The sequence below is a fragment of the Pontibacter sp. LHS1 genome, from assembly GCF_058932855.1.
Window position 1 is genome coordinate 1 of record NZ_JBZYWF010000013.1, and the last position, 15,626, is coordinate 15,626.

Consider the following 15,626-nt stretch of genomic DNA (forward strand, 5'->3'; position numbering starts at 1 on the left):
GTGAACGTCTCGCTGCCCTCAGAGCCCAAGTGGTTGGCGCTCTCGGCGTAGGTGTAGGAAGCAGTGGCAGTGCCAGCGTTCATGTTGTTGACATAAGTCGCTGCCGGTGTCAGGTTCAAGCCGCCCGCTCCCGTAACGCTTACAGTGGCCGGCTCGATGGCTTCACCCGTGTAAATGAACGGCCCGCCGTTTATGGTCACAACTGTAGTGGTCGGTGCCTTGGCAATGCGCAGCGTGCCAGTAGCACTTCCATAATAGTTATCATTTACAAGCGTTGCAACTACGGCATAACCACCTTCTTTATGATTCATTGGATGCGTAGACGAACCATTGTAAGTAAACGTGAAGCTACTTGTACCTTGGACGTCGGTGGTAGCAGATGCAGATTTTCCATTTCCGTCATAAACATGTTCCAGACTTGAAAGCGTGACAGTTGCAGGAGCTTTACTAATCACCATAGTACCTGTTACAGACGTAGCTTCATAATTTGCATTATCTAGTCTCGCTTCAACCTGGTAACTTCCTGCAGCCGTAGGTACTGTTGTCGAACCATTGTAAGTTACAATTACACCTGCAACGTCAGGCGTAACCGTGACCGTGGCCGACTTCTCTCCGCCATCATACGTGTGGGTCAGGTTACTTAATTCGATTGTTGCTTTCCTTTTATTTACTACTTGTTTAAGTAAAGCTTCACTGTTCTCATAGCCATTATTTCCTTGTGAGGTATTGTCTGTCCCAGTAAAGACAGCTTTGATATCATTTTCTCCAGCAACTAATGTACTAATTGTTAAAGTCTTACTATTATTGTTACTAGTTATAGGAATAGAATTTCCTACTGCAACATCATTCACGTAAAACTGCAGAACACCACTAATAGTATTTATATTATTAGGATTTCCTCCATTTCTCTGTACCAAAGCTGTAAATGTTACAGTTTCTCCAGTTAAAGAAGGGTTCTTACTAGAAGTTAAAGTGATCTTAGTTGGTTGAGCGTCCGTGAAATGTGTCTCTGCCACATATCCTGTATTATTACCTTTAGCGGTCAAATGAAATTTTACGCCCAAATGCCTTTCATCTATTTGAAAAGGTATTGCCCATGTTCCATTTTCATTTACATCTACCTCAAATCTATTTTGATGATCATACGAAGGTTCCTCTTCAATAACTATACTAACCTTTGTATCACTAGTCCATCCATAACCTGAGATAGTAGCTATTTCTCCCGGAGCATAATCGTCCTTATCAGACATAACTTCAGGCTTGTACTCATTGAAGGCATTAACACCCGCAAAGGAAAGCGAAGCAATGAGCGTGACTACATACAGTAGCTTCCACTTCGCCATGTGATTTAGTAAAGTTTTACCATTCATAAATTTTTAATAAAGGATTTAGGGTTAAATACTTTTCAATCATCTCACCTTCCAGACTTAAGGTGCAAGTGGTAGTAGAGCAATAGTGAGCATTCAGGTATGGGCATAAAAAAAGAACATAGCTTTCCTGATTGATGCATAGCAACACTACAGAAGACATGTTCTTTAGAAATCACACCCAAGCTTATATAATTTAAAATAATTAATAGCATTATACAAAAATACGCCTTAAAGGTTATACTCTTCAAATATTTTTTTAGGTTATTTCTACTGAATACAAAAGTTTATATATGTTACAGCCTCTGTTAGGAGAGCTTCTATGCAATTATTTGCTCAAACTGCATGTATAGGCCATGTTATTGCGAAAACAACTTTCGAAATCAGTGCTATTTTTATTTAACTTTGTATCAGAATCTTGATATATATTTTTTTAAGCTCTGGCATAGTTTTTTCAGTATACGCTTATACTAACAAAGACTCGTCACACGTATAAAGATCATGAAGAAGTACCTGCTCAGTTTATTGGCTCTTATTTTTTGCTTCGCGCTTAGTCAGCAAGCTGCCGCCCAGATCAAGTTGCCGCAGGCCAGCCCTGCCGCTATGGTGAAACAAACTATCGGACTGACAGAGATAACGGTGCGCTACCATGCGCCTGGTGTTAAGGGGCGCCAGATCTTTGGTTCGCTTGTGCCGTATGGCAAGCTTTGGCGAGCTGGTGCCAACGAGGCTACTTTAATTACCTTCGAGGATGATCTCTTTCTCAATCACGAGCGTGTACCGGCTGGTACTTACTCCTTCTTTATCTTGCCAGAAAATGAAACAGAGTGGAACATCGTACTCAACAAAGACACGACGCTCTGGGGGTTGGAAGGGTATAGTGAACTAAATGACGTGGCTTACCTGCGTGTGACACCTAAGAAGATACCTTTCCAGGAAACCCTGCAATTCTCCTTTAGTGAGATCGGAACGAATACAGGAACATTAAACTTAGCCTGGGAAAACTCGCAGGTGTCCATCCGCATCGAGACGGAAATTGAGAAAAAGGCACTTGCCAACATCAACAAAGCTCTAAAAGAAGCTGCTCCGGATGATTGGTATACCTGGGCGCAGGCTGCCAATTACCTGACTGCGCGCAGAGACCAGCATGAAAAGGCCTTGGAATACATCAACAAGTCCATTGCCATCAAAGAGAACTTTTATAATAATTGGGTGAAAGCGAGGCTGTATGCACTTAACAGAGAGTATCAAGTGGCAGCCAACCTGAGCGCCAAGGCCATGCAACTGGGACCTAAGGAACCGGAAAGTTATCAGACGTATGCGCGGGAGATCGAGTCGGCGTATAATGAATGGAAAAAACGCAGGTAGTAGCGAAAGAAAGATCAAAAGAGGGCTTAGGTGAAAACCGGAGCCCTCTTTTGATTTGTCTAAAAGCGAGCGATGAAGCGTAGATTAAGGCGCCGGCCTGTCAGAAAATTAGGTATGGCGTAGGTCAGGTTGTTCACGTCGGTAACGTAACTGTAGGAAATGCGGTTCTGTGCGTCGATGATGTTGAGTACCTCCAGTCCTATCCAAAGACTCTCCAGCGATACTTTTTTCCGTTCCGTCAGGTCGTCCCCTAAAGCGATCAGCTTCGAAAAGCCAATGTCCACCCGCTTATAAGACTTCCCTGAAAAGGCGTTGCGGAACTCCGGACGATTAGGCGGACCAAAAGGCAGACCACTGCCATACACCGCGTTCAAATACATCCGGATGGTGGGGTTATCAGGAAGATGGTCCTGGAAAAAGACGCCAATGTTCACCAATTGATCCGTTGGCCGACGCAGATAACCACGATCCCGGCTTCCGATTACCTCGCCTGAACTATTGTATACCAGGCTGGAGTCGCCCTGTACGTTCTCTCGCGTCTGCATCAAACCTAGGCTCAACCAGGACTCCGCTCCTTGTATAAACTCCCCGTTTACCCGCACATCCAAACCGGCTGCATAGGCTTTCGCATTGTTCTGTCCGTAATAGCGCAGTCGCACATTGTCCAGGTCGTAGGGTACCACATTAGTCATGTGCTTATAGTAGGCCTCCGTGGTCAGCTTGAAGTCACGGTCCCAGGCTTTGAAAAGATAGTCGCTTCCGATGACAGCATGAATGGAGCGCTGAGCCTTTAGATCCGGATTAAGCTCTCCCTGAAAGTTGCGCAACTCTCTATAAAATGGCGGCTGGTAGTAAAGCCCGACAGCTGCTTTGAACGATAGATCAGGGTTATGGCGGGTGATAAACGAGTACTGCACCCGCGGCGTAATGGTCAATTCGTTGTTATAGCTCCAGTAGCTGGCCCGGATGCCGTAAGTGATCGTCCTGAGCGAATCCAGTTCGTAGGTATGTTGCACATAGCCGTTGTAGCGCTGCGTGTGCAGATTAAGTTCCGAATTGAGCTGGTAGGCCATTGTCACGTAATCGGAGGAATCGACAAAGCCATATTCTGCCAGCCGGTCGTTGATGCGCTCCAGACTGGCCTTTGCTCCTGCCAATATGGTGCTGCGTCCGCTCAACCGCCATGTATTACGGCTCTCGGCTGCCAGTACCATCGCTTTCAAAGCATTGCGGGCATGGTCAAACTGACTGCCTATGCCCCGGTCACGCAGGCACTCGCCCATGTCGTTGCGGCCTAGTGTGTTCACGTCGCAGAGTCGGTATAATGCTTCTATGTCCCGAAACTCCCGCTCCAGCGAGTGTACGCCCGAGACGATAAACTCTGTTAATAAATTGTCAGATACCTGATGACTCAGGTTAGCTCCCACCTGGTAGGTATCGTACTCCATGTTTTCCTGTCCGTCGTAGGCTACCAGCAGCCGAAGCGGCGCTTGCCGGGTGCCGAAGGTGGTTGTGCGGGTCTCAGGCTCCACACGGAAATTGTTGCGGGCATAACTACCGAGCAGGCCCAGTGTCGTGCGCTGAGGTTCTTTGCCCAGATCGAAACTCAGGTATACCTGCCCGTCAGTGAATACTGGCCGGTACTGGCCGTCGACCTGAAGCCCTTGCAACATATACTGGCTATTCTTATGGCGCAAACCCATTAGGTAAGACACACGTTTGTTCTTCGAGGCTTCCTCCAGGTGAATCGCACCGCCAGTCAGGCTACCGGTTACAGAGCCTGCAAATGAAGTTGGCCGCTTATACTGTATGTTCAACACCGACGACAGTTTATCGCCATATTTAGGCTGCCAGCCGCCAGAGGAGAACTCTACATTGGCGACCAAATCGGGATTTACAAAGCTCAAACCTTCCTGCTGGGCCGCTGAAATCAGAAAAGGGCGGTATATCTCAATGCCGTTGACATACACCAGGTTTTCGTCGTAGTTACCGCCGCGCACAGAGTAGGTGGAGGACAGTTCGTTGTTGCTGGTCACGCCGGGCAGCGTAGCCAGTATCATGTTGAAATCACCGAAAGCAGACGGAAGGTTTTTGGTGAGCGTCGGATCAAGGCGGGTCACGCTGACCTGCTCCCGGGTATCGTCTTCACGTTTGCCCCGCACGTCGACCTGCCGCAACTGCTGAGGATCCGCTTCTAACACAAAGTCGAGTACAAGCTCCTGCCCTGTTTCGAGACGAACAGTCCGCTCCTGTTGTTTATACCCTAGGTAGCGCACCACCAGCACCAGCTCTTCTGCAGCCGGTACTTTCAGGCTATACCTGCCCTGTGCGTCGGTTTGTACGCCAAGGGTACGGCCCTGCACCCCTACCGTCGCCATTTCGAGTGGCTGCCGGCTTTGGTTCAGAACCGTACCCTTTATCATCCCCTGCTGTGCATAGACACCTGCTGGCAGCAGCATCAAGAGCCATACCGCAAGATATCGGTGCATAGGGGGCGTTTAAGTTAAATTAAGCCTGGTTTTTCAGATTGGCGATGGTTTGCAACGGATCAGCGGAGTTGAATACAAAGCTTCCGGCCACCAGCGCATCAGCGCCCTTCTCAAGCAGCAAAGGAGCATTCTGCTGGTTTACGCCACCGTCTATCTCAATCAGTGCGTTTGAGTTGCGTGCAATAATCAGGTTCTTCAGCGCTTCGATCTTACGGTAGGTGTTCTCGATAAACTTCTGTCCGCCAAAGCCCGGGTTTACCGACATCACACAGACCACATCCACGTCAGCGATCACATCGTCGAGCAGTTGTACGGAAGTATGCGGATTAAGGGCTATACCTGCCTTGGCTCCTGTTGCTTTTATTTGCTGGATGGTGCGGTGCAGGTGGTTGCAGGCCTCCAGGTGCACAGAAATGATCTCCGCTCCTGCCTCTCTGAACTGCTCGATGTAAAGCTCCGGCTCCACGATCATCAGGTGTACATCCAATGGCTTTTTGGCATGGCGTTGGATGGCCTGCAGCACAGGAAATCCGAAGGAGATGTTCGGCACAAAGCGGCCATCCATGATGTCGATATGCAGCCAGTCAGCCTGGCTATCGTTCAGCATTTCTACTTCAGACTGCAGGTTGGCAAAATCAGAAGCAAGTACAGAGGGGGCGATAATTGGTTTCATGAAACAAATATAGAAATTAAGATAGAATCCTTCGATTGAAAATCATCCCCAGCGGCATCAGAGCCTGACAAAGCGAAGGGTGACAATTCTGCTGTTAGTACTCACCTGGCAAAGGTATATGCCTTTTTTGAGCTGCGTGGGTCTGATGCTAAGCGTATGTGCGGCCTGCTGTGCGGGTAGCAATTGAGTGTGCACCAGTTTACCGGAAGCATCATACAAATGTGCCAAAGCCTGCTCCTTCTGCCAGTTCTCGTCCATTCGCAGCACAATAGGCTCCTCTGCTACCGGGTTGGTGATGCTGATACCGGCTGCCTGTTCGTCTGCAAGGCTGGTGACGAGTCGGCTGTAAGTTGGAATGCCGTAACCGATGGAATTGTTCGGGTTGTTGTAATTACTCCCCAGTTGGCGCATCAGCTCCAGCAACTCCATGTTGGTGAGCTTCGGCCGGGCCTGCCAGATACAGGCGACCATACCTGCCATGATCGGTCCCGCGAAAGAGGTGCCACTGGAGCGGCCTAAATTACCGGAAGAGGACAGCACGTATACCTGCTGCCCCATCGCTACCACATCCGGCTTTAGTCTTTGATCGGCGGTAGGGCCCACTGAACTGAAAAGCGCATGTACAGCCAATGAATCTACTGCTCCTACAGTGAGCACGGAGTCGGCATCGGCGGGTGCAGAGATATAGCGCCAGGCTTTGTTGCCTTCGTTGCCTGCACTCGTCACCACCAGCATACCGGTAGCAGCAGCCAGGTCGGCAGCGCGGGTGACGATGGTGGTGTTGCCGTTGAGTTCGCTGTAGGTATAGCTGTAAGAAGGCGCATCAAATAAGGTATAGCCGAGCGAAGAATTGATCACATCTACCCCGGCACTATCGGCAAACTCTGCGGCCAACAGCCAGTTCACCTCCTCAATGTTATGCTCAGTGGCAGCATCTTCGGTGCGGAACAGGTAGTAGTCTGCTTTGGGGGCCGTACCTACGATGCGGCCGGGATCATAAGCAGCCATCGTGGAAAGCACCGAAGTGCCGTGCTGGCTGTGGCCGTAGACATCCGTCTTGTTGCCAACAAAGTCGTAGGTACCTTTGACCTGGCCGTTCTGGAAAAGGTGTGAGAAAGCACCGATGCTATTCACACCCGGGAAACCTGCGTCGAACACGGCAATGGTGATGCCTTCACCCTGGTAGCCAGCCGCGTGCAGTTCAGGTATACCCAGCATATCGGACTGGTGAAAGGATGGACCAAAATAAGAGGGATCGAATGAAAGCTTGGCAAGAGCCAGGCTATCGTTTGATTGCGTGGCTTTTTTATTCGAGGCAGGTAGTCGGTTGAGTTGCTGCGTTCCCTTCACAAAGGCAAGCGACTGTAGCTCGGCCAGCTTTTGGGGAGAACACTGTACGACCGCCGCATTGAACCAGCGGGAGGTATAAAGTACCGTAACACCTGTCGCCTTGAGACCGCTTACATAAGCTGGATTAACCGGCAGGTCACGAACAGAAAGCGCTATACCCTGCTTGCTGCGGCGTTCGATCGCCTTGGCTGAAAGGTATAGCGCTGGTTCTGCTACTGCATAAGGGGAATTGTTTTTGTCTGTAAAGTAGATCAGGTGCTTCTGCTCTGCGCCGCCACTCCCCTGCGCCTTTGCACAAAGGGCCATCATCAGGAGAAAAACAAGCAGAAACAGATGCCGCATAAGCTTTAGAGTTTACCGTGCTCGATTAAGATTTCCTCTCGTTCGTGGCCGCTTGTGATTTTAAACCCATCCACGCAACCCACACCACTTGCACAATTCTCGTAGTTCAGTCGGTCGGAAACACGATGCACCAGGCCTATACCTTCTGCATAAACTTCATAACGGTCATCGAGTTTTGTACTGTTTGTTAAGAACTTCTGAAGTACAGTGGCTGTAGACGGATAGGTTTCTCCAGCCACTTCATAGCTCAACCCTACATTTTCGTAGGTATAAACTTCCTTATTATCTCGTATCTTACCATCAGTCACTTGCCACGTATTGTACAAATCGCCAACAAACTCTAACCCGTTCTTAACTGGAAATACAAGCTTAATATAACGAGTATTATCTTTTGTAAGCACGACCTTTTGCTCATGCCTAGTCACAGTCATCACCGAATCATCAAGCCATGTTGCTGTTGCGTTTGAACGGATAGACCGAACAATTTTATAAACAAGCTTACCGGTCTGGTCATGAAAGCTGGTATCAATCCGTTCCCTCAGTTGGTAATTGCGCTCGGAAGGTGTTTCGCTGAAATAAAGTGTTTCCTTCACATCATACACCCGGTACTGCCCTACTTCCAGCGGGTAATAGTCGTAGCCCATTGCAACAGGATCGGGATCCTTGTATTTATTTTCGCAGCCGGCTACAAAAGCGGCCAGCACAACCAGGAGCAAGAGGGCTCTTCTCATTATTGCAACACGTTCAGGTTATAGTCTGAGTTATAGTTCGACTCGATCCAGCCGCCACCCACTACGTCGTTGCCTTCGTAGAAAACGGCCGCCTGACCAGGAGCAATCGCATGCACGCCGCTCAGGAAGTGTACTTTCATCTTATCACCTTCCTGTTCGATAATGGCCTCTGTTCCCGGGTCGTTATACCTTACTTTTGTAACTGTAGGTATAGGCTGACCGATCAGGTTTTCGTACTTCACCATGTTAAGCTTGCCTACGGTCATGGCATTCTTAGCCAGGTCTTCATAGTTACCAAGCACAACACGGTTCGAATCTTTTTCAATACGCGTCACATAAGCCGGGAAACCAAGTGCTATACCCAGACCTTTGCGTTGCCCGATGGTATAGAACGGATAACCTTCGTGCTTGCCTACCACAGTACCGTCTTCCAGCACAAACTCACCACCGGCTACCTGCTCCTCCAAACCTTCAACCCGGCGCTTCAGGAAGCCTCGGTAGTCGTTGTCAGGTATAAAGCAGATCTCGTAAGACTCCGGCTTGTTCACCAATTCAGTAAAGCCGCGGTCCATCGCCATCTGGCGGATCTCCGTCTTGCGCAGACTACCCAGCGGGAAAATCGTGCGGCTCAGGCTTTCCTGGGAAATACCCCACAGTGCATAGGACTGGTCTTTGTTCTCGTCCAAACCTTTGGAGATCACGTAGCGACCATTCTCTTCGCGCACATTGGCATAGTGCCCGGTGGCGATAAAATCACAGCCCAGCTGATCGGCACGACGCAGCAAAGCATCCCACTTGATATGTGTATTACACAGCACGCATGGGTTTGGCGTACGTCCAGCTATGTATTCGTCGGTAAAGTGGTTGATCACAAAATCACCGAACTCTTCGCGTATGTCTATAATATAATGCGGGAAACCAAGCTGTACCGCTATGTTTCGGGCGTCGTTGATGGAGTCAAGGCTGCAGCAACCGGTTTCTTTCTTGCTGGCCCCGCTTGAAGCGTAGTCCCACGTCTTCATCGTCATGCCCACTACTTCATAGCCTTGCTCATGCAACATCACAGCTGCCACGGAGCTGTCGATGCCGCCGCTCATGGCTACCAATACCCTTCCTAACTTACTCATTTATCTTCAGTATTGTAATTCTATTTGCTATAATTTTTCTACAAAGATAGTAACATCGGGGCACTAATAAAGATTCAGCCGGGCAAATATTGTAGCAACAACTGTTAGAAGATGCTGACACATTAAAAAAAACATTAAAAAATATGGCATCGTACCCGATAAGGAACTTACTTTGGAATTCAATAAGAATAACTGAACCGATCCGGTTTTTAAAAGATAGATTGCTATGGGCTTACGTACCTCTGTAATAGTAAATGGTATTAACAATTTGAGTGATGCTCGTTATTGCGCCGGCATGGGCGTAGATATTATCAGCTTCAACCTGAAACTGGACGATAAGGAGCGTATGTCTTCCGATACACTGAAGGAGATCGTAGGCTGGGTATCTGGCGTAAAACTGGCCGGCGAGTTTGAGCGTGCCAAGCCCGATATTATCAATCAGTATGCAGACGACTTCAGTCTGGATTACATTCAACTGGATACGCCTTACCTGATCGATGAGATCGAAGAGATCAACCGCCCGGTAATTCAGAAGGTTTTTATCAATAAAGATACTGTAGAGAGCGAGCTGCTGGAGATGATGGAGCTGTACGGTCCTTCAGTTGACAGCTTCCTGATCTACTCGTCAGATTTCGAAAACATCGACGACACTAATACCAAATTCTTGAGGAACCTCGCAAAGCGCTTTCAGATATACTTGGGATTTGGGGTTCACCGCCACAACATCAACGCGGTGCTAAAGGACATCAAACCTGCAGGCATTGGCCTCCGCGGTGGTCATGAGATTAAACCAGGTCTAAAAGATTTTGATGAACTGCAGGAAATTTTCGAAGAAATAGAGGAAAACTAGGGAGTTAGTGAGTTTAGGAATTTGAGAGTCTAAGAGTACAGCTCAGATCATACGAAACTAAATTTCACATTCTCAAATCATTCTGGCTATACCTGGACACGAACTCAAAAAATCAATTCTTGGATAATAAAAACGGTCCGCTATACCTGAGTATGGCGGACCGTTCTGTTTTGGAATACAGGTAATTCCATTTGTGACCTATACCTTGAACTGCAGGTATTTAATAGTGATTCCTTCAGCCAGGTAGCGTTTCTCGTAGGTGGTGTAGATGCCCATGGTGTGCTCTTGCAGATCAGACTGATATAGATCGTGGGTATAAAGCAGGTCTTTCGGGTTGCGCTCCAGCAGTACTTCCAGGGTATAGTCAAATAGCATCTGGTTGTCAGTCTTCAGATGCAGAATCCCGCCTGGCTTAAGAATCTTGGCATAAAGGTCCAGGAAACGTGGCGATGTGAGGCGACGCTTGATGTCACGGTCTTTCGGTCGTGGATCAGGGAAAGTAACCCATATTTCGTCAACCTCTCCTTCGGCAAAGTTGTCTTCCAGGTTCTCGATGAAAGTGCGTAGAAAGGCGACATTGTGCAGGTCCTCTTCTTCCGCCAGAGAGCTGCCTTTCCAGATGCGTGCTCCTTTGATATCCAGTCCCAGAAAGTTTTTGTCCGGGAACAGTCGCGCCATACCTACGGTATATTCCCCGCGACCACAACCAATCTCCAGGATCAGAGGCTTATCATTCTCAAAAAACTCATCCCGCCACCTGCCTTTCAACTGACCATAGAGTTCTCCTTCTGGTTCTATTACATTCTCACGCTCCGCTATAGCGGCAAACTTTGCTAATTTACTTCTTCCCATTTTTATAGTTCTTCGATCTCTGCGACCACAAAGGTACTACCTCCGATAAAAATTACCTCATCCGGCTCCGCATTTCCCCTGGCAGCAGCGATGGCTTCGTCTACAGTTAGATAGGCTTCGCCTCTCAGCCCGACCATTTTCGCTTTTTCCTGGAGCTCATCCACTGGCAAAGCACGCGGTATCTGCGCCTGACAGAAATAATAGGTATAATCCTTTGGCAGAAGCTGCAGGATGGTGGTCACGTCCTTGTCATTTACGGCGCCAAAAACAAAGTGCACCTGCTTAGGCGCTAAGGCTGCTAACTGAGCAAGTATTTGTTTAACACCATCCACATTGTGGCCTGTATCACAAATTGTTAAAGGTTGAATACTCAATACTTGCCAACGTCCCTTAAGTCCGGTAGTCGTTTTGGTTTGGGCTATACCTTGCCGTATGGCATCATCTGAAATTGTGAAACCTTGCTCACGCAATAACAACACTGACTTGAGCACTCCGGGCAGGTTAAATTTCTGGTATACCCCAGCCAGGTCAGACTGCAGGGACTGTAGCCAGCGATTGCCATGCAGGTATACATCGTATACCTGCCCCTCCAAATGCTGCTCCAGCACCTGTACAGTGATGCTGTCGGTGGCAAAATACAGTGGTGCCTGTTCAGCAGCGGCCTTTTGCTCAAATACATTTGTAATATCAGACTGCTTGGTGCTGACCACAGCAGGTACATGGGGTTTGATGATGCCGGCCTTCTCTCCTGCTATCTCTGCCAGGCTATCGCCAAGTAGCGCCTGGTGGTCAAAGCCAATGTTAGTGATCAGCGAAAGCTCCGGGGTGATGATATTCGTAGAATCGAGTCTTCCGCCCAGTCCGACCTCGATCACAGCAATATCTACCTGCTCGTCAGCAAAATACTGAAAGGCAAGTGCCACGGTCATTTCAAAGAAGGAAGGCTTAACCTGCTCAAACAGCTCCTTGTGCTGCTCTACAAAAGAGATCAGGTAGTCTTGTGGCAGTTCCGTTCCGTTCACACGCACCCTTTCTGTAAATGACTTGAGGTGCGGTGAGGTATAGAGGCCCGTTTTGTAGCCTGAACGCTGCAGTACTGCGGCCAGCATGTGCGAACTGCTGCCTTTGCCGTTGGTACCAGCCACGTGCACCGTCTTAAACTTGTGCTGCGGCTGCCCCAGTGCGTCACATAGGGCAATTATGTTGTCGAGGCTCTTCTTAAAAGCAGCATTGCCGATGCGTTGAAACATCGGCAATTGCTGGTATAGGTAATCAAGACACTCTTGATAAGTCATGAAATCAATAGAAATTAGCGTGATCTGATCACAAAAGTAACGGTACCCGTGGCGCCTGTTGTGCTTCTGCCTCCACCCGTGCGGCTGAAGGTTGTTTTCTGAAGCTGTTCGCGGTACCACTTCTCTACGTGCGGTGACACTGTGCTTTCCAATCGGTCGATGCCAATCAGGTTGCCGTCAGCGTCGATACGGATGCGGAACTTCACAAAACCAGTTTCATTCTCGTAAGGGTCGCGCTTCGGAGAGATGTCATAACGCCAGCCGGCCATATCCAGACCGTCGCCTCCGCCACCGCCGCCCGGCGTACCTTCGTAATTCTTGGCAGTCATCTGACCGCGTGGGTCCCCTTTGTCACCTACTTTATTGGCATCGTTGCCATTGTTGTTGCCAGTGGCCTCGTTTGATGTGCCGGCTTTACCTGTGCCTGTGCTTTCGGTAGGCTTGCCAGGGTATAGCGTACGAGGCTTCTCTGGTTCTGGCTTCTTAACCTCTTCCTTCGGCTGCTCGACCGGCTTCTTCACTTCTTCCACTTTGGGCTGCGGCTTCGGCTGCGGCTTAACTTCCTCTTTCACCGACACCGGCGATTCCACAGGGGCTGTCACTACTTTTGGTGTTTCTACAGGAGTAGGTGGTGTAGGAGTAGCAGCCGCAACAGGCTTGGGTTCAGGAAGCGGATCCGGCTGCGTAGGAGCAGGCTTGCTATCCTGGACATTCTTCGACTCGTTCGGAGTAGCCTTCGACTGCACGTCGCCGCTGCCCATGGCGTCAGTGCCATAGTTTATCTCAATGCCGATCTCCTCGTCCGGGTTGCCGGGGGCACCATTCCAGGCCAGCAGGAAAAAGAGCAGCAATAGAATGATGATGTGCAGGGTAATACTGATACCTGCAGCAATCTTCTTATTCTTTTCCTCTTCCTGTGATAATGCTATCTCCATGTGTAATTCAATACTACTTTGTAGGCTCAGTGGCCAAAGTTACTTTCGCTTTCAAGCTGGCAGCTATACCTGCCACCTTGGCCAGATACTCCACCGGCACGGTCTTGTCTACGTTCAACACCACCACACCTTCTTCTGTTCCCTGCAAAAGTGCTGCCAACTGTGACTCCAGTTGCGACTCGTCAATTTGCTTACCGTTCAGAAAATACTGTATGTCTTTCGTAATCGTGATGTTTACCTTTTCCATCACGATGTTAGACACCTTGCTGGAAGGTAAGCTAACCGGCAGACCGGTAGGTGTCACAAAGTTTGAGGTAAGCATGAAGAAAATAAGCAACAGGAAGATGATGTCCGTCATAGAGGACATATTGAAATCGGGGTTGATCCTGTTTTTAGAGCGTAAATTCATGCTTAAAGTTGTGGTTCTTGTAACAGATCAATGAATTCAATAGAAGAGTACTCCATGGCGTGAACGATGTTATCGATCTTAGACACCAGGTAGTTATACCCTACGTAAGCTGGCAGACCGATCATCAGACCAGTAGCTGTTGTTACCATCGCCTGGTAGATACCAGCTGACAGCAACTGCGGGCTCACAGAACCTTCAGCCTGCGCAATGGCGATGAAGGCCTGGATCATACCTGTAACCGTACCTAGGAAGCCCAGCATCGGAGCGGCACCTGCGATTGTTGCCAAGGCAGCCAGGTTGCGCTCCAGACGGCTGATCTCAATTTTGCCGACGTTCTCAATAGAAGTCTCAATGTTCTTAAGCGGGTTACCAATGCGGCTAACACCCTTGCCCAGCATGCGCGATACTGGCGTGTTAGTCTGCGCGCACAGCATACGGGCACCATTGATGTCACCGGCTAATACCATGCTCTTGATGCGATCACTGAAACCATCCGGGTTTTTGGCAGCCTTCTTAAGAGTCAGGTAACGCTCAAAAAAGATGTAAACGGCAGCCAGCGACAAAAGCAGCAGTGGGATCATGGCCCAACCACCCGCCATTGCCAAATCCAGTAAGGATACCGAGCTTTCCGCAGTTTCTGCTCCATCAGCCAACATAGAAGTCGTGTCAGCAGGAGTTGTCGTAATTTGTAAGAAGAGAGATGTCATGTTAATTATTAAAAACCCAAATATTTTCTCCGAATGTTTGTCTGTAAGTGTTCATGGCAGCTTGCGCCTCCTCTGCTGATGCAAAGTCAGCAACTGATACTTTAAAGAGCCTGCTGCCTTTGCCAGGCTCCAAAACTTTGGCCTCGTGGCCGAACTCCGCAATTTCCTGACGGCTAAACTCTGCGTTCAGCATACGGGCATAACCGCCTGTTATAATATAAAAGCGACCGTCCTTGCCGCTCACCGTCGTGCTGGCATGTGCTGGTGCAGCTACTTCCGCAACAGACTCGCTCTTATCATTAACGAATTCATCTGCAGCATATTGGGTTTCGGGGCTAGAAGTACTGCTAGAGGCATCACTCCAGGCGTCAGCTTCATTTTCTATACCTGAATCCACTGCATCAAATGCATTGGTTCCAGCAACGTGCCCCAGGGTGGCTTCGTTTTGAACTGGTACTGTAGTAGCAACTGCTGTCTGTTCCTCCACCGCCTGCTTATCGCCATTGATCAGCGAAATCGGATTCAGGCTGCTCAGGTTATAGTCTGTTTGCAGGGAAAGCATGTAAAGCGTCGCTCCTACCAAACCTGTTAAGGCCAAACCTGCAGCTACGTGGTAGGCGCGCTTCAGACGGGCTTTGAAAGGCTTTCTGGCAGGTGCAGACTCTGCGGCCTGGCGCTCCTTGATCAGGGTGCGCAGGACTGCCGGCTCTTCATGACGAATCGGTCTGGCAACAATCTCAGGCAGACCAAAGCTCGCTTCCAACAGGTTGTCGCCTTCTGTGTAGTCAAATACCAACTTTCGTTCATGGTTGTATTTGAACACACCGATGTCAGTCAATTCAAACCGTTGCTCATTGTCCAGCCGTGTGCGAACCTCATGCACAAAAGACATAACCAGTTGCCTGGCCTCTTCTTTAGTGATGTTGTTGGCATAGGCGATGGTGCTGATAAGTAGCCCATCGTTCAGCACGAGTTTCTCGTTGAAAGCAATTTTTTTGGACGGTGGCACCAGCGTATGCTTCACCGGATTGATCCGGGCGGGCACATAGCGCGTGATCAACCCGCCAAAATCAGGTATGATCACGCAGTCGTGATTGTAGAGCAGGTGCTTGATGTGCTTTTCTACCATAG

General features: G+C 49.0%; 14 protein-coding genes. 2 read left to right on the forward strand and 12 right to left on the reverse strand.

What is annotated here, in order from left to right; genetic code table 11:
• Positions 1-1,343 (reverse strand): MBG domain-containing protein (locus AC5FXQ_RS18755; protein ID WP_493603950.1); only part of this gene is annotated, 1,343 nt, incomplete at its 3' end.
• A gap of 525 nt (positions 1,344-1,868) precedes the next feature.
• Between AC5FXQ_RS18755 and AC5FXQ_RS18760 the strand changes: the two genes are divergently transcribed.
• Positions 1,869-2,735, forward strand: coding sequence for a DUF2911 domain-containing protein (locus tag AC5FXQ_RS18760; RefSeq protein WP_493603951.1), 867 nt, complete (start codon positions 1,869-1,871; stop codon positions 2,733-2,735).
• A 59-nt stretch (positions 2,736-2,794) separates the two neighbouring features.
• Here AC5FXQ_RS18760 and AC5FXQ_RS18765 read toward each other — a convergent pair whose 3' ends face one another.
• From AC5FXQ_RS18765 to mnmA, 5 genes are read right to left on the reverse strand one after another with little or no spacing between them, the layout of a single operon-like run.
• A complete protein-coding gene (locus tag AC5FXQ_RS18765; protein ID WP_493603952.1) occupies positions 2,795-5,224 on the reverse strand; it encodes a TonB-dependent receptor in 2,430 nt (809 codons plus the stop codon).
• Between the two features lie 19 nt (positions 5,225-5,243).
• Entirely contained in the window at positions 5,244-5,897 is a 654-nt protein-coding gene (gene rpe, locus AC5FXQ_RS18770; RefSeq protein WP_493603953.1) for a ribulose-phosphate 3-epimerase, read from the reverse strand.
• Positions 5,898-5,954: 57 nt separating this feature from the next.
• Positions 5,955-7,589: a S8 family serine peptidase gene (locus AC5FXQ_RS18775; RefSeq protein WP_493603954.1), complete on the reverse strand. Its 1,635-nt coding sequence runs from the start codon at positions 7,587-7,589 to the stop codon at positions 5,955-5,957.
• A 5-nt stretch (positions 7,590-7,594) separates the two neighbouring features.
• Positions 7,595-8,320 (reverse strand): hypothetical protein, encoded by a 726-nt coding sequence (locus AC5FXQ_RS18780; protein ID WP_493603955.1) that lies wholly within the window; start codon positions 8,318-8,320, stop codon positions 7,595-7,597.
• Entirely contained in the window at positions 8,320-9,447 is a 1,128-nt protein-coding gene (gene mnmA, locus AC5FXQ_RS18785) for a tRNA 2-thiouridine(34) synthase MnmA (protein WP_493603956.1), read from the reverse strand. Before mnmA ends, AC5FXQ_RS18780 begins: the two co-directional genes overlap by 1 nt.
• A 295-nt stretch (positions 9,448-9,742) precedes the next feature.
• On the opposite strand from mnmA, the gene trpF reads away from it, so the two are divergent.
• Entirely contained in the window at positions 9,743-10,297 is a 555-nt protein-coding gene (gene trpF, locus AC5FXQ_RS18790) for a phosphoribosylanthranilate isomerase (RefSeq protein ID WP_493603957.1), read from the forward strand.
• A 198-nt stretch (positions 10,298-10,495) separates the two neighbouring features.
• Here trpF and trmB read toward each other — a convergent pair whose 3' ends face one another.
• From trmB to AC5FXQ_RS18820, 6 genes are read right to left on the reverse strand one after another with little or no spacing between them, the layout of a single operon-like run.
• Positions 10,496-11,149 carry a tRNA (guanosine(46)-N7)-methyltransferase TrmB gene (gene trmB, locus AC5FXQ_RS18795; RefSeq protein WP_493603958.1) on the reverse strand — a complete coding sequence of 218 codons (654 nt, stop codon included), beginning with the start codon at positions 11,147-11,149 and terminating at the stop codon, positions 10,496-10,498.
• Between the two features lie 2 nt (positions 11,150-11,151).
• Positions 11,152-12,399: a bifunctional folylpolyglutamate synthase/dihydrofolate synthase gene (locus AC5FXQ_RS18800; RefSeq protein ID WP_493603959.1), complete on the reverse strand. Its 1,248-nt coding sequence runs from the start codon at positions 12,397-12,399 to the stop codon at positions 11,152-11,154.
• Positions 12,400-12,458: 59 nt separating this feature from the next.
• The gene (locus tag AC5FXQ_RS18805) at positions 12,459-13,379 is read right to left on the reverse strand and encodes a hypothetical protein (RefSeq protein WP_493603960.1); all 921 of its coding nucleotides are present in this window, start codon (positions 13,377-13,379) and stop codon (positions 12,459-12,461) included.
• 13 nt (positions 13,380-13,392) lie between these two features.
• On the reverse strand, positions 13,393-13,788 hold the full coding sequence (locus AC5FXQ_RS18810) for an ExbD/TolR family protein (RefSeq protein ID WP_007656468.1): 396 nt from the start codon (positions 13,786-13,788) through the stop codon (positions 13,393-13,395).
• Positions 13,789-13,790: 2 nt separating this feature from the next.
• Positions 13,791-14,444 (reverse strand): MotA/TolQ/ExbB proton channel family protein, encoded by a 654-nt coding sequence (locus tag AC5FXQ_RS18815; RefSeq protein ID WP_007656466.1) that lies wholly within the window; start codon positions 14,442-14,444, stop codon positions 13,791-13,793.
• A gap of 52 nt (positions 14,445-14,496) precedes the next feature.
• Positions 14,497-15,624, reverse strand: a complete 1,128-nt coding sequence (locus AC5FXQ_RS18820) for an HU domain-containing protein (RefSeq protein ID WP_493603961.1) — start codon at positions 15,622-15,624, stop codon at positions 14,497-14,499.
• Positions 15,625-15,626 lie beyond the last annotated feature (2 nt).